16 protein-coding genes are annotated in these 24,944 nt (G+C 45.8%); 3 read left to right on the plus strand and 13 right to left on the minus strand.

Features of this window, described 5'->3' with window-relative positions; genetic code table 11:
- Positions 1–243: 243 nt before the first annotated feature.
- The 3 genes from ADJ77_RS05665 to ADJ77_RS05675 form a co-directional block, all read right to left on the minus strand.
- The gene (locus ADJ77_RS05665) at positions 244–687 is read right to left on the minus strand and encodes a hypothetical protein (protein WP_025078556.1); all 444 of its coding nucleotides are present in this window, start codon (positions 685–687) and stop codon (positions 244–246) included.
- 214 nt (positions 688–901) lie between these two features.
- Entirely contained in the window at positions 902–1,681 is a 780-nt protein-coding gene (locus ADJ77_RS05670) for a glycosyltransferase family 2 protein (RefSeq protein ID WP_025078557.1), read from the minus strand.
- Positions 1,678–2,952 carry a glycosyltransferase family 4 protein gene (locus ADJ77_RS05675; protein ID WP_025078558.1) on the minus strand — a complete coding sequence of 425 codons (1,275 nt, stop codon included), beginning with the start codon at positions 2,950–2,952 and terminating at the stop codon, positions 1,678–1,680. Before ADJ77_RS05675 ends, ADJ77_RS05670 begins: the two co-directional genes overlap by 4 nt.
- 1,338 nt (positions 2,953–4,290) lie before the next feature.
- On the opposite strand from ADJ77_RS05675, the gene ADJ77_RS05680 reads away from it, so the two are divergent.
- A complete protein-coding gene (locus tag ADJ77_RS05680) occupies positions 4,291–6,213 on the plus strand; it encodes a DEAD/DEAH box helicase (protein ID WP_025078559.1) in 1,923 nt (640 codons plus the stop codon).
- Positions 6,214–7,165: 952 nt separating this feature from the next.
- Here ADJ77_RS05680 and ADJ77_RS05690 read toward each other — a convergent pair.
- From ADJ77_RS05690 to ADJ77_RS05700, 3 genes are all read right to left on the minus strand, one after another.
- Positions 7,166–9,289 (minus strand): S46 family peptidase, encoded by a 2,124-nt coding sequence (locus ADJ77_RS05690; RefSeq protein WP_025078561.1) that lies wholly within the window; start codon positions 9,287–9,289, stop codon positions 7,166–7,168.
- A 14-nt stretch (positions 9,290–9,303) separates the two neighbouring features.
- Positions 9,304–10,770 (minus strand): lipopolysaccharide biosynthesis protein, encoded by a 1,467-nt coding sequence (locus ADJ77_RS05695; RefSeq protein WP_025078562.1) that lies wholly within the window; start codon positions 10,768–10,770, stop codon positions 9,304–9,306.
- Between the two features lie 90 nt (positions 10,771–10,860).
- Positions 10,861–12,087 (minus strand): nucleoside recognition domain-containing protein, encoded by a 1,227-nt coding sequence (locus tag ADJ77_RS05700; protein ID WP_025078563.1) that lies wholly within the window; start codon positions 12,085–12,087, stop codon positions 10,861–10,863.
- A 426-nt stretch (positions 12,088–12,513) separates the two neighbouring features.
- On the opposite strand from ADJ77_RS05700, the gene ADJ77_RS05705 reads away from it, so the two are divergent.
- Positions 12,514–12,948 (plus strand): hypothetical protein, encoded by a 435-nt coding sequence (locus tag ADJ77_RS05705; RefSeq protein WP_025078564.1) that lies wholly within the window; start codon positions 12,514–12,516, stop codon positions 12,946–12,948.
- A 1,100-nt stretch (positions 12,949–14,048) separates the two neighbouring features.
- Here ADJ77_RS05705 and ADJ77_RS05710 read toward each other — a convergent pair.
- From ADJ77_RS05710 to ADJ77_RS05740, 7 genes are all read right to left on the minus strand, one after another.
- Complete coding sequence (locus ADJ77_RS05710) at positions 14,049–14,510, minus strand: copper resistance protein NlpE N-terminal domain-containing protein (RefSeq protein WP_025078565.1); 462 nt, start codon at positions 14,508–14,510, stop codon at positions 14,049–14,051.
- 114 nt (positions 14,511–14,624) lie between these two features.
- Entirely contained in the window at positions 14,625–15,095 is a 471-nt protein-coding gene (locus tag ADJ77_RS05715; RefSeq protein ID WP_025078566.1) for a DUF4625 domain-containing protein, read from the minus strand.
- A 190-nt stretch (positions 15,096–15,285) separates the two neighbouring features.
- A complete protein-coding gene (locus tag ADJ77_RS05720) occupies positions 15,286–16,023 on the minus strand; it encodes a DUF4625 domain-containing protein (protein ID WP_025078567.1) in 738 nt (245 codons plus the stop codon).
- A gap of 196 nt (positions 16,024–16,219) precedes the next feature.
- The gene (locus ADJ77_RS05725; RefSeq protein WP_025078568.1) at positions 16,220–18,376 is read right to left on the minus strand and encodes a TonB-dependent receptor; all 2,157 of its coding nucleotides are present in this window, start codon (positions 18,374–18,376) and stop codon (positions 16,220–16,222) included.
- A 325-nt stretch (positions 18,377–18,701) separates the two neighbouring features.
- The gene (locus ADJ77_RS05730) at positions 18,702–19,040 is read right to left on the minus strand and encodes a hypothetical protein (RefSeq protein WP_025078569.1); all 339 of its coding nucleotides are present in this window, start codon (positions 19,038–19,040) and stop codon (positions 18,702–18,704) included.
- A gap of 274 nt (positions 19,041–19,314) precedes the next feature.
- Positions 19,315–21,570 (minus strand): polyribonucleotide nucleotidyltransferase, encoded by a 2,256-nt coding sequence (locus ADJ77_RS05735; protein WP_025078570.1) that lies wholly within the window; start codon positions 21,568–21,570, stop codon positions 19,315–19,317.
- Positions 21,571–21,753: 183 nt separating this feature from the next.
- Entirely contained in the window at positions 21,754–21,954 is a 201-nt protein-coding gene (locus ADJ77_RS05740) for a hypothetical protein (protein ID WP_050696124.1), read from the minus strand.
- A 265-nt stretch (positions 21,955–22,219) separates the two neighbouring features.
- On the opposite strand from ADJ77_RS05740, the gene ADJ77_RS05745 reads away from it, so the two are divergent.
- Positions 22,220–24,862: a substrate-binding domain-containing protein gene (locus ADJ77_RS05745; protein WP_050696125.1), complete on the plus strand. Its 2,643-nt coding sequence runs from the start codon at positions 22,220–22,222 to the stop codon at positions 24,860–24,862.
- Positions 24,863–24,944 lie beyond the last annotated feature (82 nt).

Consider the following 24,944-nt stretch of genomic DNA (forward strand, 5'->3'; position numbering starts at 1 on the left):
TCATACAACACTTCTTTCTTGCCGTTTGATTGATGAGAATACAACAGAAATTCAGAACAGATAAAGGAGAACTCTCCTACACACCTCATATTGGTTTATCAAGAAAGGATATTCCTTTTCACGTAAAGTACAGCCCATAAACTGTCCTACGAATACATTATGGCATGAAAAAGGATGTTTCAAGGCTTCTGACCGGTAATGGTGCTGTCCTTGGAACATCCTCGATATAATATGAAACGAAACTTACTTGGTTGCTGTGCTGTCGGATTTGAAGGAGTCAGAGATGCCCTTGCCGAGCTTCTTAAAGAACTTCTTTCCGTCATCACCTATCTTACGTGTCACCTCGCCCATTGATTTTACCTCACGCTTGAAAACCTTTCCCATACCACGTGAGAAAGTCTTGAAACCTTGCTTTACTTCCACCTCCGCCGAGTCATTGTCGGCTGCCTGCTGTGGATTAGCATCCTTACTGGTCTTGACACTATTCCCATGAGCCGTCTGGGACTTTGAAGCCGCAGACGAAGTACCAGCCTTAGCAGTGTGATTTGACTCCTTTGCGGCAGCCTGCTTGTTTGCTTTCACCAATCCTGGAGATGCACCAGCAACACCGCTATACTCTGTCTGCGCTGACACCGAGAGGCACAGCAACAGCAAAGCTACAAACATTTTAATCCTGATTCTTTCCATTGTCGTACGTTTTATTATATTAAAGGGCTATATCAAGACCCTGGAATGGCAATCCGCCGGTACATATTCATCCCGTGGATATTGTGTATAGAAGCGCACCTTGCGTATCCCCACACCAGAACCACCCATGAATAAAACGATTGACCTGCAAAGAAATTGCCGTTCTTAACAATCAATAGGACGTATTAAGGGCATTTAAGCCACAGGTATCATCCTATTTTATAAGACTGCGGATAGCAAACCACACATGCAGCAAGAGGGTCCGAACCAATCCATAATGCCTGCGCATCACGTCAAAACGCTCACGGAGCGACTCCTTATGATGGATGGTAGTCTGCCCTTCCTGCACATAATTCGCCACGACAGCATGGATATTGCGAAGGAGAAGACGACGTTTTTCGCCCTCTTTCATTATCCGGATGCACCAGTCAACATCAGCTGAATAACGATAGTCTGTATCATACGGCAGCGAGCGGGCTATATCCATACGGGCATAGAACGCCTGATGACATACCAGCATGCCATAACGGAAGGAACGCCAGGTGAGCCGTCCGGGAGGACTGAGCCTGCGATGACAAAGGAAGTTGCCCTTTTCATCAATTATGTCCGTATCACCGAAAAGCACTGCGGGACGCTCCTCACCATCACCGACGACAGCTGCAAGCACCACCTTGTCAAGTGTGTCGGGTTCAGGGAAACGGTCGCCGGCATTCAGAAAGACAACATAATCACCTGTTGCCAGCTGCAACCCCTTGTTCATGGCATAGTAGAGTCCGTCGTCAGGTTCACTCTGGATGCGTACAGTATGCTCATTTTCCGCCTCATCCGACTGCTGCTGATAGGCTTCAGCTATCTTTACCGTATCATCCTTTGAAGCACCATCAATGATGATATGCTCCACATGAGGATAGTCCTGCATGAGCACACTGTCAAGTGTCGGTTGCAGAACCGAGGCTGCATTATAGGTTATCGTGACTACTGAAAACGTGATCATAATCGGAAATTCTTAAAGGCAAGTGCCTCATTATATACTTCAAGATACTGCATTGCGACACTGTGCTGCGAATAACTGCGCAATACTTTTCCTACTGCTGCTTCAGAAAGAGCTGCATAGTCAGCCTCATCAAGCACCCAGCGCATGCCCTTGGCGAGGTCTTCAGCATTGCGTTCGGCTGCGACATAGCCGTTCTTGCGGTGGTCAATCATCTCGGGTATGCCACCAACCTTGAAGCCTACGCAGGGTACGCCACATGCCATAGCCTCCATGATGGTATTGGGAAGATTGTCCTCAAGCGACGGAAGCACGAAAACGTCAGCGGCATTATAGACATCACGGATGCGCTGCTGGTCGCTCACATAACCGATAGGATAAACCGGCAAAGCAAGTTTCCCTTCCAGTTCCTCAGCGTGTCCGCCGAGAATGGCGATACCTGTATTCTCCTTCATTCCCGGATGTTCAGCTACCATCCTGCCAATAGCCTCGACGAAGAAGTCCATCCCCTTGCGCTGATCCGTCACACGCTGGGAAACAAACAGCACAAACCGTTTGTCCGTTGGAAGCTGCAGATGCTGCCGTGCAACCTGCTTATCCTGCGGCTCGAAGAAATGAGTATCAATGGGATTGGGAATACTCGTGACGCTAAGACCACGAAGAAGACCACTCCGCTTAGCCTGTCGGGCAAGCCACTGGCTGCAGGTTACAAACCATATATTACCGTGACTGAGCATGGTTTTCTTGCGTTTCCACACCTTTGAAGACAAATCATTCGGATTGCCATTACCCGGCAGGAGCGGACAGTTACCGCAACCATTCTCATAACGATAGCATCCGTGCGCATAATGACAGATACTGGATGCTGGCCAGAGGTCGTGCATTGTCCACACAACGGGCTTGCCGGAACACAATATCTTCCTGATACTTTTCAGCGAGAGCATGCCCTGATTAATCCAGGAAAGGTGGATTACATCTGCCTCCTTGAACTCACGTAGCTTCGTGATATCCGTTCCAGAATTTGCCAGGTCAATCTCAAAGAGGTGGTTTCTGGAGAAGTGAAGGTGCCAGAACACACAGAATCGTTCCCAAAGCAGATGCCACTGGTTACGCCATTCGTGCCCGAGACTGACCACGGTAATGTCATCCGTGAGCTTGTCACGCACCAACATCTTCGCTTTTACTCCGTTGTTGTTCAGAGCATCCTTGAGCCGGTTGGCTGCAACAGCAGCCCCACCCGTTTTCTCACTGGTATTTACTATCAGTATTCTCATTGATATATCATTTGCAGCAAAGTTACAAGAAAACAGATAAAAAGCCAAGAAAAGTGAGGAAATATTGATTGTTTGCGCACACAAAGAGTTGATATGTATCAAGAAAAAGCTACTTTTCACGCAAAAAACTTTTGGAAAGTTGCAGGAAACTTGAAAACTTTTTAACTTTGCATCGTCAAAAGGTTAATAGATTGTTTAGGTTAGTAGTAATAGATTTAGGTTTTTAGTTATTTTATTAAGGTAAAAGTTTAACGATTGATCTAGGATGACAAAGGAGGCCGTGAGGTTCCCTTTCATTTTGAAAAGATTTCTTAGTTAAACATACTAATAACGCCGGAGCTCGTTGAGAGTCTCGGCGTTTTTCTTTTATTATTGCTCCAATGGTTCTATTACAAACTCTTTATCGTATAACGTTTTCTTCACATCACCCTTTACTTTCAGCAGCTTTCCCTTTGCATCAAAGGGGACAGTAGATATTTAGTGGGGATACGCATATAGTTTAGCAAGGCTTATCTGATTAGGGGACTTGTTTTTCTGAGGGTGAATCATCTTTTAGTAAAAACATAAAAGGCTCCGCATCACTGCGAAGCCTTTCGTTTAACATCAAACTTACTCACGTAAGTTTTGTGTTCTTGTACTAACTCAAATAATTAACTTTAATAACGACTATTTTTCTATTTGACAAGGCAAAGTTACAAAAAAAACACATAAATAAAATGTAATTCAATAATATTTACCATTACTTTTAGACTTTATAACAGAAATGACTGATTTGTATTCTTTTTTAATATGTATGATAAAATATTTTAATAGATTGATTTTTGGTTGTTCTGCCTCTGATAATCTCCTTTGGAAGAAGTCGTCTCTTTTAAAAGACTGAACTTTTCTTCTTCTGAAAACATGGGGCGGACAATGTGGCTGAGAAATGTGGTATCAAGGGATGTGGCATCAAGGCTGTATGCCATAAGGGTAATACTTCATAAAAGGAATACGGTATAAAGATAATGTATCATAAGGGAGACATGGCGTAAAATAACTGGTAATATTCATGAAAATGAACCTTTCATCGTGGTTTCTGAGGATGCTGGCATTGCTTGATCCTGCTATTTCTTTTTCTTTCAGACAGCTTTTTTCTTACATCCCATTGATTTATAGGCAGTTTTATTTGCTCATTTCAACTTCTTGACGTACCTTTGCACTCCCGATAAAAGTAACATGCCACCTGAGAGTCTGCGTACTGACTGGTTGAAGCCCGGCGCAGGCAAGTGTCTTTTCAGTGGGTTCGTTTGGTGGCGAGCTTACCTTTTATATAGGATAATAAATAATAAACAAACGAATTTGAAGACATTTGAAGAGTTAGGTGTGAGCGAAGAGATTCGCCGCGCCATCAGTGAGCTTGGATTTGAAAATCCAATGCCTGTACAGGAAGAAGTAATCCCTTATTTACTTGGTAATCGTAACGACGTCATCGCACTGGCACAGACCGGTACGGGTAAGACGGCTGCATTCGGTCTGCCTTTGCTGCAACGTATTGACACAAGCAGCAAGGAGACACAGGCGGTTGTGCTTAGTCCTACCCGTGAACTTTGTCTGCAGATTGCCGATGACTTGAAGGAATTTAGTAAGTATATCCCTCATCTGCACATCGCAGCTGTTTACGGCGGTGCGTCTATCGACACACAGATTCGCCAGTTGCGTCATGGTGTGCAGATTATCGTGGCTACACCGGGTCGATTGATTGACCTTATGCACCGTGGAAAGGCTCGCCTTGACAAGGTTACAAACGTTGTTCTGGATGAGGCTGACGAGATGCTGAACATGGGTTTCCAGGAGAGTATCACCGAGATATTGACCGGTGTGCCTGAAGACCGTAACACACTGTTGTTCTCGGCTACGATGAGTCGTGAGGTGGAGCGTGTTGCAAAGGGTTATCTGCACGACTATAAAGAGATCGTTGTGGGCAGCCGTAACGAGGGTGCGGAGAGTGTAAACCATATATATTATATGGTGAATGCACGCGATAAGTACCTTGCGTTGAAGCGACTGGTAGACTTCTATCCGAAGATTTATGCGATTGTGTTCTGCCGTACAAAGATTGAGACGCAGGAAATTGCCGACAAGCTGATTAAGGACGGATACAATGCTGAGGCATTGCATGGTGACCTCTCACAGCAGCAGCGTGACCTGACGATGCAGAAGTTCCGCTCACATCTTACACAGATTCTCGTGGCAACGGACGTTGCAGCACGTGGATTGGATGTGAACGATCTGACACATGTCATCAATTACGGTCTGCCTGATGATATTGAGAACTATACCCACCGTTCCGGCCGTACAGGTCGTGCTGGCAAGAAGGGTACTTCTATCTCGATTATCCACTCACGTGAGAAGCACAAGGTGCGCAATATTGAGCGTGAAATTAGTAAGGAATTTGTTGACGGAACACTGCCTTCACCAGAGGAAATATGCAAGAAGCAGCTGTTCAAGACGATGGATGACATTCTGAAGACAGACGTTGATGAGGAACAGATTGCTCCTTACATGAAGGATATCAACCGCCAGTTTGAGTATATCGACAAGGAGGTTGTCATCAAGAAGATTGTAACAGCAACCTTCGGTCGCTTCCTTAGCTATTATAAGAATGCTCCAGAGATTGAGAAGCCTTCATCACGCAGTTCACGTGAGGACAGCCGTGGTGCGCGAGGTGAGGGTAGAGGAAGTCGCAGCCGTGGTTCCCGTAAGCCGGAGAGTGGTTACAAGCGGCTCTTTATCAACCTCGGTAAGACTGATGGTTTCTATCCGGGCGAGGTGATGCAGTTCATCAATAAGAATATGCACGGTCATCAGGCTGTAGGCCATATTGACCTTCTTGCAAAGCAAAGCTACATCGAAGTGCCTGAACAGGATGCGCAGAAGGTGATGTGTGCCTTGGATGGTACGACATACAAAGGTCGTAAGGTGCGTTGTAACGATGCCGAGGAAGGTGGTCACGGTCGCTCAGCTGGTGGTCGCTCGGCTGGTGGCAATGGTCGTTCTGCAGGCGGTCGTGGTGGTTACGGCAGCCGTGGTGAAGGTCGTCAGGAGACACGTGAGCGCAAGGGTCGTGGTCGTCGCCAGTATGAGGACAATCCTTTCGCATCACAGCATAAGTTCAAGAAGGATGACTGGAAGGAACTTATGAAGGGTGCACCGGCAAAGCTGAAAGGCGAAGAGCCTGACTTCTCTGAGGAAGGTTGGGCAAGACGCAGACCGAAGAAGTAGGAAACCCCACTCCAACCCTCCCCGAGAGGGAGGGGGACTTAGCGTATAGCGTTGGATAGAATTTCTATAAATCGCCTATACATTAATGATATTTTGCATAGCGCATTGCCCTCTTCATGAGTGGTATTAGACCTCAACACGAGTGGTGCTTACTAAGAGCACCATTGGTGCGGGGCATCAACACGAGTAGTGCGGAGCCTCAACACGATGGCTAAACGGGGGAAGAAAGATGGCTGTTGTCAGTATAATATATCGTAAGACATCACTTATCCAGAAGGTGTTTTTCAGCTTGCCAAGTGCCCATTACGACAGCATATATTATATGAGATATTTAACACACATAAGTTTCGCAGAACTATGCCACCCAAAAGGAGGTGCTTCTGCTAAATAATAGAAAACTTTTATTGGTGAATCTACTAATCGCATATACCTTTCCCCATTCTATAATTACATCTTTTTTCAGTAATGCCTATGTACAAAATCATAGTCAGTTTATACCGTTTTAATATGAGAGGGGCTAATAAAAGCATTTCTTATTTTGCTACCTTAACAAACCTTCTCGCACTGTTTACACTTTGCTTCTTTATAATAACTGTTTTATTAGATATGCAGAGTGTATTAAATCTATGGCATACAGGCTCAAAAGGAGGGGATTACCTGATAGGTGCAGTTGTTGCCGTTCCCTTATACCTCTTGATGTTTCGTATGTTCCCCGAGCGAAAGATGAAGGAGCAAGAGGCATTACTGACAAAGAAAGAATATCAACTGGGACTATTCTGTTATGTTTTGTTTCTAATAATATTAATGATTATCCTTTTCGCTATTGTCTAAATAAAGATATTGGATGCTTGCTGTAAAAGTCAATAAATACTCTTATAGATAAAACCTCTCAAAATAAAAAGAGGTACGTTCATTCTTGAACATACCTCTTTTAATATATTAAGAGTAACCCTTACTGTGGGTTGATTTCCTGCAAGAGGCGGTCAGCGTGGCCCCACTTATCCATCAGGTAGAGAACGAAGCGGATGTCAACACCAATACAACGTGCGAGTTTGCGGTCGAAGTTGATGTCGCTTGAAAGGCTGTCCCAGTTACCGTCGAAAGCAAGACCGATGAGGCGACCCTTCCCATCGAATATAGGTGAACCGGAGTTACCGCCGGTAATGTCGTTGTTGGTAAGGAAGCAAAGCTGCATCTTGCCGGTTGTCTTGTCCGCATAACGACCAAAGTCCTTTGCGCTCATGAGCTCCATCATAACAGGCTCTGCCTGATAATCCTCAACTTTCGAAGCACGCTTCATCTTCTCGACAATGCTCTCGGCAGTGGTGTAATAGTTGCTGTTGAAACCACCTATCATATAGCCACCCACCTGTCCGTAGGAGAGACGCATGGTGAAGTTGGCATCGCTATAATGAGGCATATCCATCTCCATCTGCACCTTTGCCTCGCAGAGTTTCTTCTCTTCATTCTCGATGGATTCGGCTTTTTCTCCCAGGTCAGCCATGATTTCCTTATAAGTCATGATAAGCTGCATGCCAAGTGCTATACCCGGATCCTTCAGGTTCTTCTCTTCATTATAGAACTTATAGCCCTTTGTCATCAGCTTACTCTTAGAGTAAAGCCATTCGGTGTACTTCTTGTAATTGTTGCCGAACTTGGTCTTGATGGTGGTGTAGAAGTCTGGAAGATACTTGGCAGGTACTTGCTCGGCATAATTCTTCAGCATAGCAGCTGTCATTTCCTTGTCAAGAGTCAGGTTCCATTCATCACTGTTGTCCTTGAACTGCATGTATTGCTTCTTAGGATTGTCCTGTGGTCCCTGTGGTTCAATAGCTCCACGGGTGATGTCAAGGGCTCTTTTGAATAATTCTGATACTTTCCAGAATGACTCAGTCCAGTAAATCTGTGCCAAAGCTGACTCATTGCTTGCGTCATAAAGGCTGCTCAGATTGGCAAAGTCTACGTTCACCGACGGGTCTTTCACAGTCTTTTCGTCAAGCCACCTCTGTATCTTAGCCTCGTATTCAGCCTTCTGGCGAATCAAACCGATGGAATCGATACATTTATTCATACCCATAGAGTTCTTCCAGTAGTTGGCTGCAGTGACATACTGGTTCTCATATTGGATGCGGGTCTTCTCACTCTTGTCCATGTACTTCTTCATAATGGCAAGTTTGATGTCACGAGCCTGTACGCGGGCTGTGTTGTCAATGTCTCTACGTTGCTGTATGCCATAGGAAGAAAGGTAGCGGGTTGTGCTGCCGGGATAGCCCACTGTCATGGCAAAGTCCTTGTCCTTGTAGCCTTCAAGACTGACAGGCGACCAGTGTTCAGGATGATACGGTACGTTGTCCTTTGAGTAAGCAGCTGGTCCGTTAGTCTTGGGATCGGCATAGATGCGGAACACTGAGAAGTCACAGGTTTGTCGAGGCCACATCCAGTTGTCAGTTTCACCACCGAACTTACCCATACTCTTTGGCACTGTGAAGACCAGACGAACATCCGGGAAGTCCTGGTAAGTAGTTGCATAATACTTGTTTCCCTCATAGAACGGGTCAATGCTTATGTGCAGTGTCTTGTCGACAGCCTTGATGGAATCAGTCATGTGGTTGGTCAGAGAGTCTATAATGGCTTCGGTCTCTTCTGAACTTTTACCTGCAATGAGCTTGTTGACACGGGCTGTGATGTCCTGCTGGTTCTTCATGAACGACACAAAAAGGTCTTTGTTTGGCAATTCTTCAGCAAAGCTCTTTGCATAGAAGCCATCCTTCATGTAGTCATGTTCGACGGTGGAATGGGCGTTAATTGCGCTGAACCCACAATGATGATTGGTGAAAACAAGACCGTCCTGCGATACAACCACACCTGAACAGAAGCCGGAGAAGTTGACAACATAATTGCTGATAGCATTGGGCGAGTTGTAAAGCATGTCGCAAGGCAACTGGAATCCCTCGGCTACCATTTGGTCGTAGACGGCATCAGGCAAGTTGTAGAGCGTCCACATACCTTCGTCGGCGTGCATGGATGTACTGCCCAATGCAAGAAGTCCGGCGATGAGTAAAGTCGATTTCTTCATAATGATATTATTGATTAATTGATGTTTTGTTTATTTTTTGCAAACCGACTGCGTATTTTTTGCAGCGGAAAGTCGTGATAAAGAACGTGTGCAATGAATAGGATAATAACCAGTGTGTTGATTGCCAATGCTGCAGGAACTGGCAGGTTGGCGTTGGTATAGCTGATGATGGCAAAGAACAGACCACCTATCAGTACGTAAACAAAGATGCTCTTCAGTGGATAGTCTATCGGATACTTGCGCTGACCGACAAGGTAAGACAATACCATTGCCGTTGCATTGCCTGAGAAACCTGCCCAGGCGCAGGCGATATAGCCGTATCTCGGTACGAAAATCACGTTGATTCCGATGATTACTGCACATCCGATGCCTGAGAAGTAGGCACCCCAGATGGTCTTGTCGATGAGCTTATACCAGAAACTGAGGTTGAAGTAGATACCCGTCATGATTCCTCCTGCCATCACGATAGGTACAACCTGCAGTCCTACCCAGTAGTCACGGCCGATGATATGGCGCAGGATATCCATATAACCCATTACCACAAGGAACGCCAGAAGCGTGAAGATGATAAAGAACTTCATAGCCTGTGCATAGGTTTCCTTGTTGTCCTTGTCGCGTGCCTTGCCAAAGACGAACGGCTCGTAGGCATAGCGGAAAGCCTGCGTAATCATTGACATAATCATTGCAATCTTGCTCGCAGCCCCGAAGATACCAAGCTGTGTATGCGCATCACTGTCCTTGTAGACGTATGGGAAGAGGATGTAACCTGCCGTCTGGTTGAGAATACCCGCAATACCGAGGATGAGAATAGGCCAGGAGTACGACAGCATCTTCTTTGCCAAAGGCATGTCAAGGAGTTTTCCGCCCGAGAAGAAGCCGTCCTTCAGTTCCTTCCAGAAGCAGAAGGTGATGGTACTTGTGCATGCAAGGTTGATATAGAAAGCATAACCCACTTCATGTCCGCCAAGGATGAGATAGTAAACAAGGTTCAGAACGATGTTCAAAGCGATGAACAGCAGCTTGAAAGCAGCGAACTTGATGGGGCGTTTCTTGTATCTCAGATAGGCAAAAGGGATGCACTGGAAGGCATCAATCGCCACGGTGATTGCCATTACCCACACATACGACGGATGTTCCGAATAACCCATGAAGTCACAGATAGGCTGCAGGAATACGAATACCATTGCGATGAACAACAGTGAGGAAAGACCCACCATCGACAAAGTAGTGGAATAAACCTTCTTCGGATCTTGGTCAGTCTTATTGGCATAACGGAAGAAAGTCGTCTCCATTCCGTAGGTCAGAATGACCAGCAGCAGTGCAGTATAGGCATAGATGTTCGTGATAACACCGTAGCCACCGCTCGCAGCACTGATTTTTGCTGTATAGAGGGGTACAAGAAGGTAGTTCAGGAACCTTCCGATGATACTGCTCAATCCGTAGATGGCAGTGTCTTTTGCAAGTGATTTTAAATTTGCCATTGTTGTTTTGTTGTTTGGCTTATTAGCCTTATTAGGCTGATAAGGCTAATAGGGCAAATAGCCCAATAGCTTAATAGACTCAATTATCTCCTAAAAGAAAACATAGCAGATGGCGATAGCGGCGATTACACCTGCCAAGTCTGCCAGCAATCCACACGCAACAGCGTGCCTTGTGTACTTGACGCTGATGCTTCCGAAGTAAACTGCCAGGACATAGAAGGTCGTGTCAGTAGACCCTTGGAAGATACAACTGAGCCTGCCGACGAATGAGTCAGGACCATAACTCTTCATGGCTTCCAGCATCAGACCGCGTGCTCCGCTGCCTGAAAGGGGTTTCATGAAGGCTGTAGGGAGTGCTCCGACAAAATCGGTGTTCAGTCCGCATTGCTCCACACACCATTGTATTCCCTTTATTAAGAGGTCCATTGCGCCCGATGCACGGAATACTCCTACTGCCACAAGGATAGCGACCAAATAAGGAATAATGCGCACAGCCGTCTGGAATCCATCCTTTGCTCCTTCGATGAAAGCGTCATAAACGTTCACCTTCTTCAGTAAGCCGGCACCGATGAAAAGGACGATAATCGACATGAGGATAAGGTTTGAGGCAACAGAAGTCACCGTGCCCATCGTCTGCTTGTCCATCTGTCCGAAGCCCCAGATAATCAGTCCGACGAAGCCCATCAGTCCCACAAGGGCTGCAAGCAGTGTGGGCTGGAAGATGTTGATGCGCTGCCAGCCTGCCGTAAGGATGATACCCGCAAGCGTTGCGACTGTGGTAGCAAGCAGGATAGGGATGAATACATCCGTTGGCTGTGCTGCTCCGTAGGAACTTCGGAATGCAAGGATAGTCGTTGGAATGATGGTCAATCCCGAAGTGTTCAGTACCAAGAACATAATCATCGGGTTGGTTGCCGTGTCTTTCTTTGGGTTCAGCTCCTGCATCTGTGCCATCGCCTTCAGTCCGGTAGGCGTAGCAGCGTTGTCAAGTCCTAACATATTCGATGCAATATTCATGAAGATAGACCCCATCACAGTGTGATTCTTAGGAATATCGGGGAAGAGCTTTGTGAAGAAAGGGCTGAGTATGCGTGCAAGAACATTCACGACACCCGCCTTCTCGCCTATTTTCATGATGCCTAACCATAGTGCCAGGACGCCTGTCAGACCTAATGAGGTCTCGAAGGCAGTCTTGGACGAGTCGAAGGTGGCATCCACCATTTTCTGGAATATCGTCATGTCGCCCGTCAACAGTGATATGATTCCGAAGATGAAGGCGATGAGGAAGAATGCTATCCAAATGTAGTTCAGTACCATTTAGTGTTTCTTTGTGTCTGTTTTTATTTGTCTGAATATGTCAGGGGTGGGGACGGACAGCCCCATAAAGGTACCATTCTTTCCCATTGCAAAGATAATCAATTCTGTGTGAACCCGCAGCAAAATGCGTTAAAAAGATGTATATAGTCCCGGTGTTTCCTGTTGTTCTGCTGATGATGGCGTGTGAATGGTTTTATATTGATGGACTTTAATTCCCTTTTATGATAGCTTGTTTTTCGTGTTTTATCGATGGTTGTAATGAATTGTATGTATGATTTAGTCTTTTTAACATATGTAATTGTGTATATGTAGTATGAAGTCTTTATCTTTGCAATTATCTTTTTGGATGGGATTTTATCTGTTTCCGATTGCTTTTATTATATAAATCAGTTACTTGCAAATAGAGATAGTAACAGTTAGGACTATATGGGTATATTCGATTTCTTTAAGAAGAATAAGCGTAAAGAGCAAGAGAACGACCGCTGCTTCCTTGATGTAGGGGAGGCAGAGGAGACTGACTTGTGGGCGGAGGCTTATGTCGCCAAGCCTCAATGTTATGCGAAAGAGGGCAAGGAGCCCTTTTTGACTTTTGTCATAACAGAGGGTGTGAATACGATTCTGCCGATGTATCCTAACGAGTCGTATAAAGTAGGTAACGGACATTTTTCTGATATACGACTTACTTTCGTAAGTACGACAAAGCTGGGAGAGGTAGTTGACCTCCCTTTCTTCCACTGTGTTCCTGCGCTATCCAATTACGCTGTGGAAATCAGAGAGCCTAACGTGTTGATTAGAGGACTGAATGCTGCAGAGATGGGGGTACTTATCTCTGGCGTTAAACAGTCGTTGAAGCGTTATTAAACACTTGGAATAGGTTTGAAGAACCCTCCGTCTTGAATTCCGATTATGGTCATGGGGAAGTCCGTCCACAGTCGGGATTTGTTGTTTCTGCAGGCTTGATGAGCAATAATGAACTGTGTATAAGTCAAGGTGTCCGTATTGTTTCTGTCCTTCTGTGCATAGAAAATAGGGCTGTTTCTCTGTTTTGTCGTTCTGAAGTATTCTTACATTTTCGTTGTTTTTCTTGCTTTGAAACAGGCTTGAAGTAGCCTTTTGGGCTGCATTTGTAACTATCATGAAATGAGGTTGTTGTAAAGTTGTGCACGTAAATGCGCTTGGTCTGACTTCAATTAAGCCTTAGTTAGCCTTCAATTAAGCACCAATTGGACATCAGTCAAGGCTTAATTCGACTCTATTCAGGCATCAGTAGGAAACATTCAGGTTCTTCCGTTAAATGCGTAGATTGGAAACAGAATAAAGGATTATACACCTTCATGGTATGACTCTCCAAAATCAGACGGTCTCACAAAAAGGGATAATGCACAAGATAAAAATGTAGAAAAGGCAAACAGATGCTATGTCTTTCCGTCTTCAAGAAACAACTTATTCCCATATCAACCAATGTTTGTAAACTATTTTCGTACTACTCAAAATTAATACATGGTCTTTTGGCTTTGAAAAGACGCCCAATTGGCTTGCAATAGACGCCCTTTTGAGGTCTAACTAACGCCCTTTTGAAGTCCAATTAAGCACCTTTTCTTGCACTGCTTTATAACTAATTGATTTACTGTTGGTTGCAGACTTGCTTTTTATACGTGTTTATGCCTTTGTTTGTAGATATTTTACCCGAAATTATGTCATGATTTTTCAAACTGTTGTCTGCATTTTCAAAGCATTAACATGAAAAGGTTTTCTGTGTCGGAGGATGATAAAAAAGTAGGCAGCCAAGGACCGTCTTAGCTATGTTTTTATTTAATGAATAACTCCAGTTCTTCCGTTAAAGCTATACGAAAAGTGTCCACGCATTTAACGGATGAACCTAAAAAAGGCTTGCACAAGGTTTGAAAGCCTTGGCAAGCCCCATTATTTTAGTGTTTTAGTTTACAGATTCTCGTTGCTTCTTACTTCAGCTTCAAGTCGTAGTTCATATCCTTTGAGTTCGTTGCTGGCTCCTCGAAGTCAGTGTTGACAAGGCGGAGGGTAGAGTCGTTTACAACGAGGAAGTTAACCTTGTTGTCCTTACCCAGGTCGAACTGGTAGTAAGTATTCTCCTTGCCCTTTACGTCCTTCTTAAGAACCACGTAGTTACCAGTATAATTGTAAACGGTATCAGCCTCAGAGTCAGACTTCATGTAAGCCTCAGAAACGTTGAAACCATTTGATGAATCCTTAGCCAAAGCAACGCGGTACTTGATACCAGCAACGTCAGCTGCAGGTGTCATACCCTCGTAAACTGCTGAGTCAACTGCAGCAACAGAATCCTGTGTTACGCTGTCTGTACTGTCTGCGTTTGTAGTAGTCTTGCCATTGTTGCAAGCTACCATAGCTGCACAAGCAGCTACCATAAACATAATCTTTTTCATAATCATTTTAATTTTGTATGTAAACTCTTACTTAACTCTCATGCTGCAAAGATATTGTATTTAATTCAATAAACAAGAATGTTTTAACCTTTATTTTGTGTTTATCGTGCAAGTTTATTTAATCTTAATAGCCATTGCACGCAGCTGTTGGTTCCCCGTTCGGTCTGTAACACGTATAACAAAGTGATAATCACCGGGTTCTACGTTGGCAGGTATCTGTATGTTCTGGGTGGCATCGTATGTCTTGCTGCCATGTGGAATGGCAAAATCCTTGTTGTATTTGAAGGCTTTGTCAGCATTTCTCTTTTCAGTGTCAGGGTCGCATGACTTGCCCTGTGTGCCATGTGTGTGATGGTCGAAGTTGTTATGTATCTCGAGGTTATAGTTTCCCAGTTCCTCATTGTCGGTGAAACGGTAATGGAAGGGTATGATTTCGCTACGGTTATACACCTGGCAGTCTACGGGGTTGGCTATGATACCCGCATCTGTGATTATGGGTAACTCCGTGTCTTTGTCTTTGTCGCTGGTGCAAGCAGTCATGCCGAGAAGTGCTGCAGCTGTTAAGCCTAATAAGTACTTTTTCATAATGTGTGTTGTATTTGTTTATCCGTAATGGTTAATTGTCTTTCTGTTTTTTTCTTGTCTCTGATAGCTTTCCTGCCTATAAGAGGAATACTCCTTTCTGCCCGTTAAATGCTTGTGCAGAGTGGATGGGCAGGCACGCATTCTCTTATAGGTAGGTTGCTGTCATTTAGCTGATAGCTTTGTGTTTGACTTACTTGACAACGAAGCCCTCAATCTCCTCTGTTGCCTTGCGCTTCTTGTTGTCCTTTACAGTGAAATGGATGTGATAGGTACCTGGCTTGCAGTCACCTGGGAGTGTAACACCCTTGCTGAACACGAACTTGCCGCTCTTTCCTTTGAATTCAACAAACTCCATTTCGTATTCTTTATCGCCATGGAACTCAATCTCAATCTCATCAACAGGGTCCTTGGTCTCGATGTTTGCCGTGAAAGTAACCTTTCCGTTGGCGGTACTCTCCATGGTGTTTACCTTTAAATCACTGATTTTTGGCATGTTAGGGTCTACTTCTTTTTTCTTCAATGTTATTTTTGCATTGACAGTCTTAACGGTTCCCTCTGTGTTGGTGACAGTGATGGTTCCCTTGTATTCACCCTCGGCAAGTGTTGCAGGAAGGTCAATGTGCTCGTGGAAGGTAGTGTTGAGGACACCAATGTACTTGCCGCTGTTGTAAACCTTCTCTACTTTGTTGTTTGCATCCTTGATGATTGAGACGCTGATAGCCTTAATCTTGGAACTTGACTTTATTTTACACTCTAAATGAAGGTCTTTGCCGATAGTGCCAAGACCGTTGTTGTGGTGACCGAACTCGACGTCCTTGATTTCAATGCTGCCATTTGATGGAGAATCGTTGTCGTCACTGCATGAGGTAAGTGTCATTGCAAATACGCTCAGAAGCGCCATTGCGCCCATAATAAGTTTCTTTTTCATTGTGTAAGTTGTTTTAAGTAAGGCTTTCGCCTTGGTTTATTATCTTTGTTAATTAGCTCGCTTTTTGTGTTTTGAAAGGATGGCGTGGGGACAGTGTGTTGTTGATTCCTGCCCGCCATGCTCATCCATTCGAAGTCTCAGATTAGTTTATTCGATCAAGTGTTTATATCTCATTCATTACTGAAATGCTTGTTTGTCAGAACTCGTAGGTTGCCATCAGAGCCACGTTACGTCCCGGTTCGGGTACATCGATGAGTCGGTAGAAGCTCGTGTGGTCGTAATATTTACGATTGAGGAGGTTCTCTGCGTTGAGGCTCAGCCGTAGCGTTCTGTCTCCGAAGGCAAAGTCTTTGCCCGCAGTGAGGTTTAATGTGTAGTAACCCGGTGTCGTTTTCTCTGGCGGAACGATGTTGTTCTGTCTGCCAGTAACGTGCAGGTTCATTGCTGCAAAGCCCTCATTGCCAACCTTCTTACGACAGAAATCATAGCGAAGGGTAGCATCTGCCGACCAAGGGGTGGAGAATGGGATTGTATAACCTTTCTTCTCGCCCGACAGCTGTTCGGAGTAAAGGTACTCACCCTTGAACTCTGCGCTCAGTGCAGGGAGTATCTTCCAGTCTGCCTGCAGCTCAAATCCATAGCGGATGACACGGCTCTGCGTGTAGTAGTACCACTGCAGCCCCTCGTAATAGTCTGGTGTCGGGTTCATGTAGATGTAATTCGGGAAGTAGTTGAGGTACGGGTCCAATTGAATCGTAACCTTGCTGTTTCCCCAATGGATACCGGCATCAATCTGATAAGACTCCTCTGGCTTGAGGTTTGGATTACCCTTCTCGTATCGGAAGATGTGATAATTGACACCATCCGTCCCCAGTTCCTTCGGAATAGGTACACGGAAGCTCTTGCCGATGTTGGTTTTCAGAATCCAGTTGCCTGTGGCATAGTTGATTCCAGCTGACCATGTGAGGCTGTTGAACGAACGGCGGAGATTCTGCGAACGCTCTTTATAGATGGTGTCGGTGGCATTGACGGGCGTTCTGAACCAGTCAGTATAGTTGTGGATGTTGGTTCTTACGTGGTCATAACGCACACCTGCATTTACTATCAGGTCTTTCTTGATTGTGAATCGGTCGAAAGCATGAGCACCGAACGCCATCGTTTCAAAGTCAGGAATGATAAAGCCCCATCCTGCACGGCGGTTATGCTGATATTCACCATTGGCACCTGCCGAGAGTGTATGCTGTTCGTTAAGCACAAAACGCATCATGACATTTGCCGTGTAAGTGTCTTTCTTGAACTCACGTTCCAATGTGTTCGGCGGTGTTGGCATATAACCATGAGCGATTGGTTCGGAGAGTTCCTTCCGATGGTTGTTCTGATAGGCGATGTTTGCTTCTAAAGCGAGGTTCCCCTGTTGGTAAACCGTGTGGCTCATCACCTTCAGGTGGTTCACACTCTGGTAGGGTAAGTCAATGTCCCGACGTGACTTGTCATAGTCGATGGTCGACAGTCTCACCTCCAAACCGTGCGCATTGGCAAAGAAACCGCTCTTTGTGTAGGCATCCGTCAGCTTGAGTTCGGTGTGGAAATTATAGCCTTTATAACCGATTGTCACACTTCCGTCCCGTTCAAAACCAGCTGTATTGCGCAGTCGTTTGTTCTTCAGTGGGATGTCGTAGGAGAAGTACTGGATGCTGTTTGTCGGTACTTTGTAGTCGGCATAGTCGATAAGTGTCGCATTGGCTTTCCAATAGAAGTGTCCGTTGATACCCTGCAGACGGGCAGATAGACCAACCGATTCATTGTTTGTGCGGCTGAAGAGCGACACACCTCCTTGGAACTTCTTTGTCGGAATGTAGTTGCTGTAGATGTTGATGACGCCACCAATGGCATCCGAGCCATAGAGAAGGGCAGCCGGTCCTTTGACAACATCAATGTGGTCGATGGCAAACTGGTCTATTTCCAGTCCGTGGTCGTCTCCCCACTGCTGTCCTTCATGCTTGATTCCGTCCTCCGTAACGACCATACGATTGAATCCCAAGCCACGTATCGTAGGCTTTGACTGTCCCGAGCCAATGCTCATCGCCTTTACGCCGGGTATGCCGCTGAGGCTCTGCATCAGACTTCCCGAGAAGTTGTTTTGCAGGAATTCTTTGCCAATACTGATGGTATTGACGGATGATTTCATCTGAATGTCTTTCTGTCTGTTGCCCAATACGGTTACGTCCTGCATGACAATACTGCTGTCGGCATCGGTTTCAATGGGAGTTGAAGTGCCTTTTGGCAGGTGGTTGTCAGCGAATGTAGCCACGCACACAGGAGAAAGAACAAAAGCTAATAAAGCCTTATTCATTTCCAAATGTAGTAGAATGTTGATAAAATATGGAATGTTCAGCCGGATGTTATACCCACGGGAATGTGTGTATAACTGGGCAGAATGTGACGCAATGACGCAATAACAAGGATTTTCTGACGGTAGACAGTTGCCCCATAGATACTGCTGCCGGATGTTAAAAACAAAGCCGAATAGACGCAATTATCCTTATATTGTGCCTGCGTCAGAGGTTGTATCAAATGTAATGTCTTTGAATACTAATGGATTGTATGCCTTTTGCAAGTATAGAAAAGCTATGCAGACGCATCATTCATACACCAAGACGAGCAGATACAGCCTCCCTTTAGAACTTTGAAGGAGGTGCCCTGAGGCTGATGACTTCCACTTCCGGGCGTACACATGCCGTTACGCAGACAAGGAAGAGGAAACCGAGGAAGATGATAGCTACACCATCCAACTGGATGTTCGTAGCTTTCATGTAGTTGAAAAAGGCAAAATGACAGATTGCGCAGTTGTCACCATTGTGGCTCTGACTGTGTTGACCGGTACTCTGATGACCGGCTGCAAGTTTCGTTTCAACCTGACATACATGCACAGACTTGACAACCATTGGCAACATGAAGAGTGCCAACAGCAGCCATGCAATAAGCGTATGTCTTGTTTTCTGGTTCTGCTTAGCCATTTATAAGCCTTTGAAATTCCTCGGCAAAGATATTTATTATTTTGTTACAAAGCAAGCAATAAGATTTCATTTTCACTATTATTAACGGAGAAGGTGGGCTGACAATATGCTGAAAATGTCTTTGCAATACATTATGATGAGTCCTAACGGTCTTTCTGACAAGGTCTTACTCTGTTGTTGAAGGCTTCGTTCCGGCAGAATCCTGAAAACAATAATCCCCCATCAGACCATATCCAGTCTGATGGGGGATTTATGGTTTTATGATGAACGACGATTAAGCGTTGTTCTCAAAATCATTGTGTTCGCGGCGTGGACGACGCTCGTCATAACGACGCTCACCATCACGACGTGGACGACGGTCGCCACGTGGACGACGCTGTGGCTCTACATAACCTTCTGGTTTGTCAAGCAACACACGGCGTGAGAGCTTGTACTTGCCGGTCTTAGGGTCAATCTCGAGGAGCTTCACCTGCAGCTTGTCGCCTTCCTTGATACCTGCCTCTTCAACAGTCTCAAGACGCTTCCAGTCGATTTCAGAGATATGAAGCAAGCCGTCCTTGCCTGGCAGAATCTCTACGAAGCAGCCGTAAGGCATGATTGAACGTACTGTACCCTCGTAAACCTCACCAATCTCTGGAACGGCAACGATAGCCTTAATCTTACCAAGGGCGGCGTCGATTGAATCCTTGTTAGGTGCAGAAACCTGTACTTTACCAACACCATCAGTCTCTTCGATAGTGATAGTAGCACCAGTATCTTCCTGCATCTGCTGGATAATCTTACCACCAGGACCGATAACAGCACCGATGAACTCCTTAGGAATCTCCAGCTGAATGATACGTGGAACCTGTGGCTTCATCTCGGCACGTGGCTCAGCGATTGTCTCTGTCATAATGCCAAGGATGTGCTCACGGGCTGCCTTTGCCTGCATAAGTGCCTTCTCAAGAATCTCGAATGACAAGCCGTCACACTTGATATCCATCTGTGTTGCAGTCAGACCGTCCTTAGTACCGGTTGTCTTGAAGTCCATATCGCCCAAGTGGTCCTCATCACCGAGGATGTCGCTCAGTACGGCATACTTGTCTTCACCTGGGTTCTTGATAAGACCCATTGCGATACCTGATACTGGCTTCTTCATCGGAACACCTGCATCCATCAATGCGAGTGTACCTGCACATACAGTAGCCATAGATGAAGAACCATTAGACTCGAGGATCTGACTTACCAGACGAACTGTGTAAGGGAAGTCAGCAGGAATCTGACCCTTCAAACCACGCCATGCAAGGTGACCATGACCAATCTCGCGACGACCTACGCCACGCTGAGCCTTAGCCTCACCTGTACAGAATGGAGGGAAGTTATAGTGAAGGAGGAAACGCTGATAGCTCTTCTCCAAAACGTTATCAACCATCTTTTCGTCCATCTTTGTACCGAGAGTACAAGTAGAGAGAGACATTGTTTCACCACGCTGGAAGAGCGAACTTCCGTGTGGCATCGGCAGTGTGTCAACCTCGCACCAGATAGGACGAATCTCATCTGTTGCACGACCGTCCATGCGCTTGCCTGTGTCAAGAACACTGCGGCGCATTGAGTCACGCTGAACATCTGCAAAGTAACGCTCAATAAGTGTGTGTTTTTCTTCGAGGTCGTCTTCCGTGAGGTCTGTGTGGGCTGCGTCATAAGCCTCGATGAAATCGGACTTAATCTTGTCGTATGTCTCCTCACGATGCTTCTTGTCGGTGTCTCCGCTCTGTGCCTGTGCATAGCAAGCGTCGTAAGTCTCCTTGCGAACCTGCTCACGCAGTTCCTCATCGTTGACCTCGTCTTCGTATGTACGTTTGACATCAGTACCGCAAGCCTTTGAAAGCTCTTCCTGCATTTCGCACATAGGCTTGATAGCCTCGTGCGCAGCCTTCAAGGCACCGATAAGATCCTGCTCGGTAACCTCGTCCATCTCACCCTCAACCATCATGATGTTGTCCTTGGTTGCGCCGACCATGAGGTCCATGTCAGCTTCCTTCATCTGCTCGAAGGTAGGGTTGATAACGTATTCGCCGTTAACACGTGCGACACGCACCTCTGAAGTAGGATATTCGATAGGGATGTCTGAAGCAGCAAGTGCTGCAGATGCTGCCAGTCCAGCGAGTGCATCAGGCTGGTCAACGCCGTCAGCTGACAGCAACATTACCTGTACATAAACTTCGCAGTGATAATCTGATGGGAAAAGTGGACGAAGAACACGGTCCACAAGGCGTGATGTTAGGATTTCGTCGTCATTGGCTTTGCCTTCGCGCTTGGTGAAACCACCCGGGTAACGACCTGCGGCAGCATACTGCTCGCGATAATCAACTTGCAAAGGCATGAAGTCTGTGCCCGGAACTGCCTCTTTAGCTGCACAAACAGTGGCGAGAAGTACTGTGTTACCCATGCGGAGAACCGCTGCGCCATCGGCCTGCTTTGCAACCTTTCCGGTTTCAATTGAGATGGTTCTTCCATCTGGCAATTGAACTGTTTTCGTAATTACGTTCATCTAAAATTTTAAAATACTTATTGTTTTGACCAACATCTTAGGGAACCAAAAGTGGTAACTCTGGGCAAGGCTCGAATGCCTTGACGTTTACCTTCTCACGCGTCCCGAAAATTTAATCCGTGCAAATTTACCGATTATATATGTAACACACAAATAAATATGGATTTATTTTAGTTCTGATAATTATCGGATGTTAAAACGTTTATACAAACTTTCTTCCTCTTTTGGCATCATCTTTTCCTCTTTTTGCATAACTTCATGTCTCTTAACCGACAAATATACCTTCTTCAAAGGATATTGTTTGATATTTAAAACAGCCTCTTTCTCATCGTTCAGAAGCTCATTTCTTAAAGCATTAAGCGTCCTTTTCCGAATTATTTTCATGAAGAGAAATATTTTTTTTCATGAAAATAATTATTTTTCTTCATGAAAAAAAATATTTATTTGCGTGAAAAGAATTCGCCAACTGTGGTTTTCTTCATTGCAGTAGGTTCTGTTAGTCTAAATAATAGATGCGGTGAAAGATGATTAACAACTGTTTATCGCCACTTTTTACACGCATAATTACTTATCTATTACTTGCAAATAAAAAAGAAAGAATGTATCTTTGTTGCAGTAAAATGTAATTGAACACAATCTTTTGACGGTTATGCAGATGAAACAACACCTATATATCATGCTTCTTATATTGCTGCTTTCGGCGTGCTCGGGTAACAACGGAAAGAAGTATGTCATCGGTGTGTCGCAATGTTCAGAGGACATCTGGCGCGATAAGCTCAACAACGAGCTTGTGATGAGTACCTATCAGTATGACAACGTAACACTGAAGTTTGCTTCTGCTAATGATAATGATAAGCTGCAGAAACAGCAGATTGAGCAGTTTATAAAGGAAGGTATCAGCCTGCTCATTGTTTCACCTAACCAGATTCATACCATTTCATCGGTCATCGACAAGGCTTACGATGCCGGTATTCCCGTAATTCTTTTTGACCGCAAGACTGATTCCGGGAAGTACACTGCCTTTATGGGAGCTGATAACTATGAGGCTGGGCACGAGATGGGACAGTTCATAGCGCAACAGCTTGGTGGTAAAGGAAACGTTGTTGAGATAGGCGGACTGAAGGGGTCCTCACCTTCCATTGAGCGTGACCGTGGCTTTACGGACGCCATGAAGGCTTATCCTGGTATTCGGATTGTAGACCGTCGTTATGCCGACTGGCTGAAGAATCGTGGCGAAGCCGTTATGGACAGCATGCTCAGGCAGTGCATGGAGATTGATTATGTCTTTGCACAGAATGACCGTATGGCTGTCGGTGCCCTGCAGGCAGCGGAGAAGCATGGGGTGAAGGACTTGAAGTTTGTCGGTATTGATGCCCTTCCCGTTCCCGGTGGTGGTATGGAGAGCGTGCGTGATGGCAGGTTGATGGCTTCCTATATCTATCCAACCCGTGGCGACCTCGTCATGCAGCTGGCATTGAACATCTTGGAAAAGAAGCCCTACAAGCGTGACAACTACCTGAAAGGCACACTTGTGACGAGCAACAATGCCAATGCCCTGCTCCTTCAGAATGAGGAAATCATGAAACAGACAGCACGGCTCCAGTCGCTGCATGGCAAGGTGGATAACTATTTGGCACAGTATAACCACCAGAAGGTCTACCTCGTTCTGTTCAGCATTATCGTCTTGCTGCTCGTGGGTATCATGATCTACGTCTACCGAAGCATCGTTGCACGGCATCGGATAGAGGAAGAAACTGTTGCAGCCAAGCTGCAGTTCTTTACCAATATCAGCCATGAACTGCGCACACCGCTGACGCTGATTGCCGACCCTGTTGACTATATCATCCATGACAGCAACCTGAATGCGCAGCAGAGGGATATGCTTCAGATAGTCCAACGTAATGTGGCTGTGCTGACCCGTCTGGTCAGTGAGATCCTTGACTTCCGCAAGGTGCAGAACGGAAAGATGAAACTGCATCTGTCTGACTTCGACCTTGCGGAGAGTATGCGGCAGTGGTTCAGTCTTTTTGCCACCTCTGCACAGAAGAAGAACATCAGCCTGCAGCTTGAAGTCCCGGAGGCTCTATCCATGCGTGCCGACCATGACAAGCTGGAGCGTATCTGCTATAACCTCTTGACCAATGCAATGAAGTACACGCCCAACGGGGGCAGGATTACCTTTGCTGCATCCGTGGAAGGAGACAAGGTAAGGATAACGGTAAGCGACAACGGTATAGGTATTGCGCACGACGAACAGCCCTATATCTTCAATCGGTTCTATCAGGCAAAGAATGCGGAACATGGAACTGGAATCGGACTGGCACTTGTCAAGGCATTCACTGAACTGCATCATGGACTGGCAACGGTGGAAAGCAGGGAGGGAGAAGGCAGCAGATTCATCATTACCATGCCGCTCCGTCAGGCAGGAGAATTGAGCAGCTCAAGGTCGGAACAGGCTTTTTCGCCTGTCGTTGAGACGGTTGCAGATGAGGATGTGCCTAATCAGGCACGCCATATTGACGACCTTGTGCTGCCCGATGAGACTGCCCGTCCCGAGGTGCTGGTCATTGATGACAACAGCGACATCCGTGCCTATCTCCGCACAGCACTATCATCTATATATAAGGTGAGCGAAGCCATTGATGGTAAGAGTGGGCTGGAAATGGCAAGGCGGATAGTACCCGACCTTATCATCTCCGATATTATGATGCCTGTCATGGATGGACTGGAGTTCTGCAGTCAGCTGAAACAGGACAAGGCCATCAGCCACATCCCTGTCATCCTGCTCACAGCACGCAGTCTTGACGACCAGCGTGTCGAGGGATATGAGCATGGTGCAGATGCCTATATATCCAAACCCTTCTCCCTCCGGCTGCTTCTTTCGCGTATTGACAACCTTATTCAGAGTAGGAAAAAACTCAGCCAGCTTTTCTCAAACAGCGATGAAAACGATGTTTTCGAGAAGCTGTCGAACGAAACAGACAAGACTTTCATCACCCAGCTGCGCAAGATAATTCAGGATAATCTTGGTGACAGCGAGTTTAATGTGGAGAGATTCGGCGATGAAATCGGGCTTTCCCGCGTCCAGCTCTATCGCAAAGTAAAGGCTCTGACAGGTCATTCTCCTGTTGAAATGCTCCGTAAAGCTCGCCTCATGCGTGCCCGTCATCTGCTCCAGACAACCGATAAGTCGGTGTCAGAGGTGGCGTATGCTGTAGGTTTCTCTACTCCAAGTTACTTCTCAAAGTGCTATAAGGAGGAGTTTGACTTGCAGCCTGCACAGGAACGATAACGACCATATATCAGCCACATACAACAAAACGTTCACAGGATAGAACGAATGTTTCGCAGACACAATATTTGCAGTCTATGAA

Source organism: Prevotella fusca JCM 17724 (genome assembly GCF_001262015.1).
Taxonomy (GTDB): domain Bacteria; phylum Bacteroidota; class Bacteroidia; order Bacteroidales; family Bacteroidaceae; genus Prevotella; species Prevotella fusca.

What these genes read in the sequence shown, in the direction of transcription:
- ADJ77_RS05665 (WP_025078556.1), bottom strand. Translation starts at nt 687, where the DNA reads ATGGAAAGAATCAGGATTAAAATGTTTGTAGCTTTGCTGTTGCTGTGC.
- ADJ77_RS05670 (WP_025078557.1), bottom strand. Translation starts at nt 1,681, where the DNA reads ATGATCACGTTTTCAGTAGTCACGATAACCTATAATGCAGCCTCGGTT.
- ADJ77_RS05675 (WP_025078558.1), bottom strand. Translation starts at nt 2,952, where the DNA reads ATGAGAATACTGATAGTAAATACCAGTGAGAAAACGGGTGGGGCTGCT.
- ADJ77_RS05690 (WP_025078561.1), bottom strand. Translation starts at nt 9,289, where the DNA reads ATGAAGAAATCGACTTTACTCATCGCCGGACTTCTTGCATTGGGCAGT.
- ADJ77_RS05695 (WP_025078562.1), bottom strand. Translation starts at nt 10,770, where the DNA reads ATGGCAAATTTAAAATCACTTGCAAAAGACACTGCCATCTACGGATTG.
- ADJ77_RS05700 (WP_025078563.1), bottom strand. Translation starts at nt 12,087, where the DNA reads ATGGTACTGAACTACATTTGGATAGCATTCTTCCTCATCGCCTTCATC.
- ADJ77_RS05705 (WP_025078564.1), top strand. Translation starts at nt 12,514, where the DNA reads ATGGGTATATTCGATTTCTTTAAGAAGAATAAGCGTAAAGAGCAAGAG.
- ADJ77_RS05710 (WP_025078565.1), bottom strand. Translation starts at nt 14,510, where the DNA reads ATGAAAAAGATTATGTTTATGGTAGCTGCTTGTGCAGCTATGGTAGCT.
- ADJ77_RS05715 (WP_025078566.1), bottom strand. Translation starts at nt 15,095, where the DNA reads ATGAAAAAGTACTTATTAGGCTTAACAGCTGCAGCACTTCTCGGCATG.
- ADJ77_RS05720 (WP_025078567.1), bottom strand. Translation starts at nt 16,023, where the DNA reads ATGAAAAAGAAACTTATTATGGGCGCAATGGCGCTTCTGAGCGTATTT.
- ADJ77_RS05725 (WP_025078568.1), bottom strand. Translation starts at nt 18,376, where the DNA reads ATGAATAAGGCTTTATTAGCTTTTGTTCTTTCTCCTGTGTGCGTGGCT.
- ADJ77_RS05730 (WP_025078569.1), bottom strand. Translation starts at nt 19,040, where the DNA reads ATGGCTAAGCAGAACCAGAAAACAAGACATACGCTTATTGCATGGCTG.
- ADJ77_RS05735 (WP_025078570.1), bottom strand. Translation starts at nt 21,570, where the DNA reads ATGAACGTAATTACGAAAACAGTTCAATTGCCAGATGGAAGAACCATC.
- ADJ77_RS05740 (WP_050696124.1), bottom strand. Translation starts at nt 21,954, where the DNA reads ATGAAAATAATTCGGAAAAGGACGCTTAATGCTTTAAGAAATGAGCTT.
- ADJ77_RS05745 (WP_050696125.1), top strand. Translation starts at nt 22,220, where the DNA reads ATGCAGATGAAACAACACCTATATATCATGCTTCTTATATTGCTGCTT.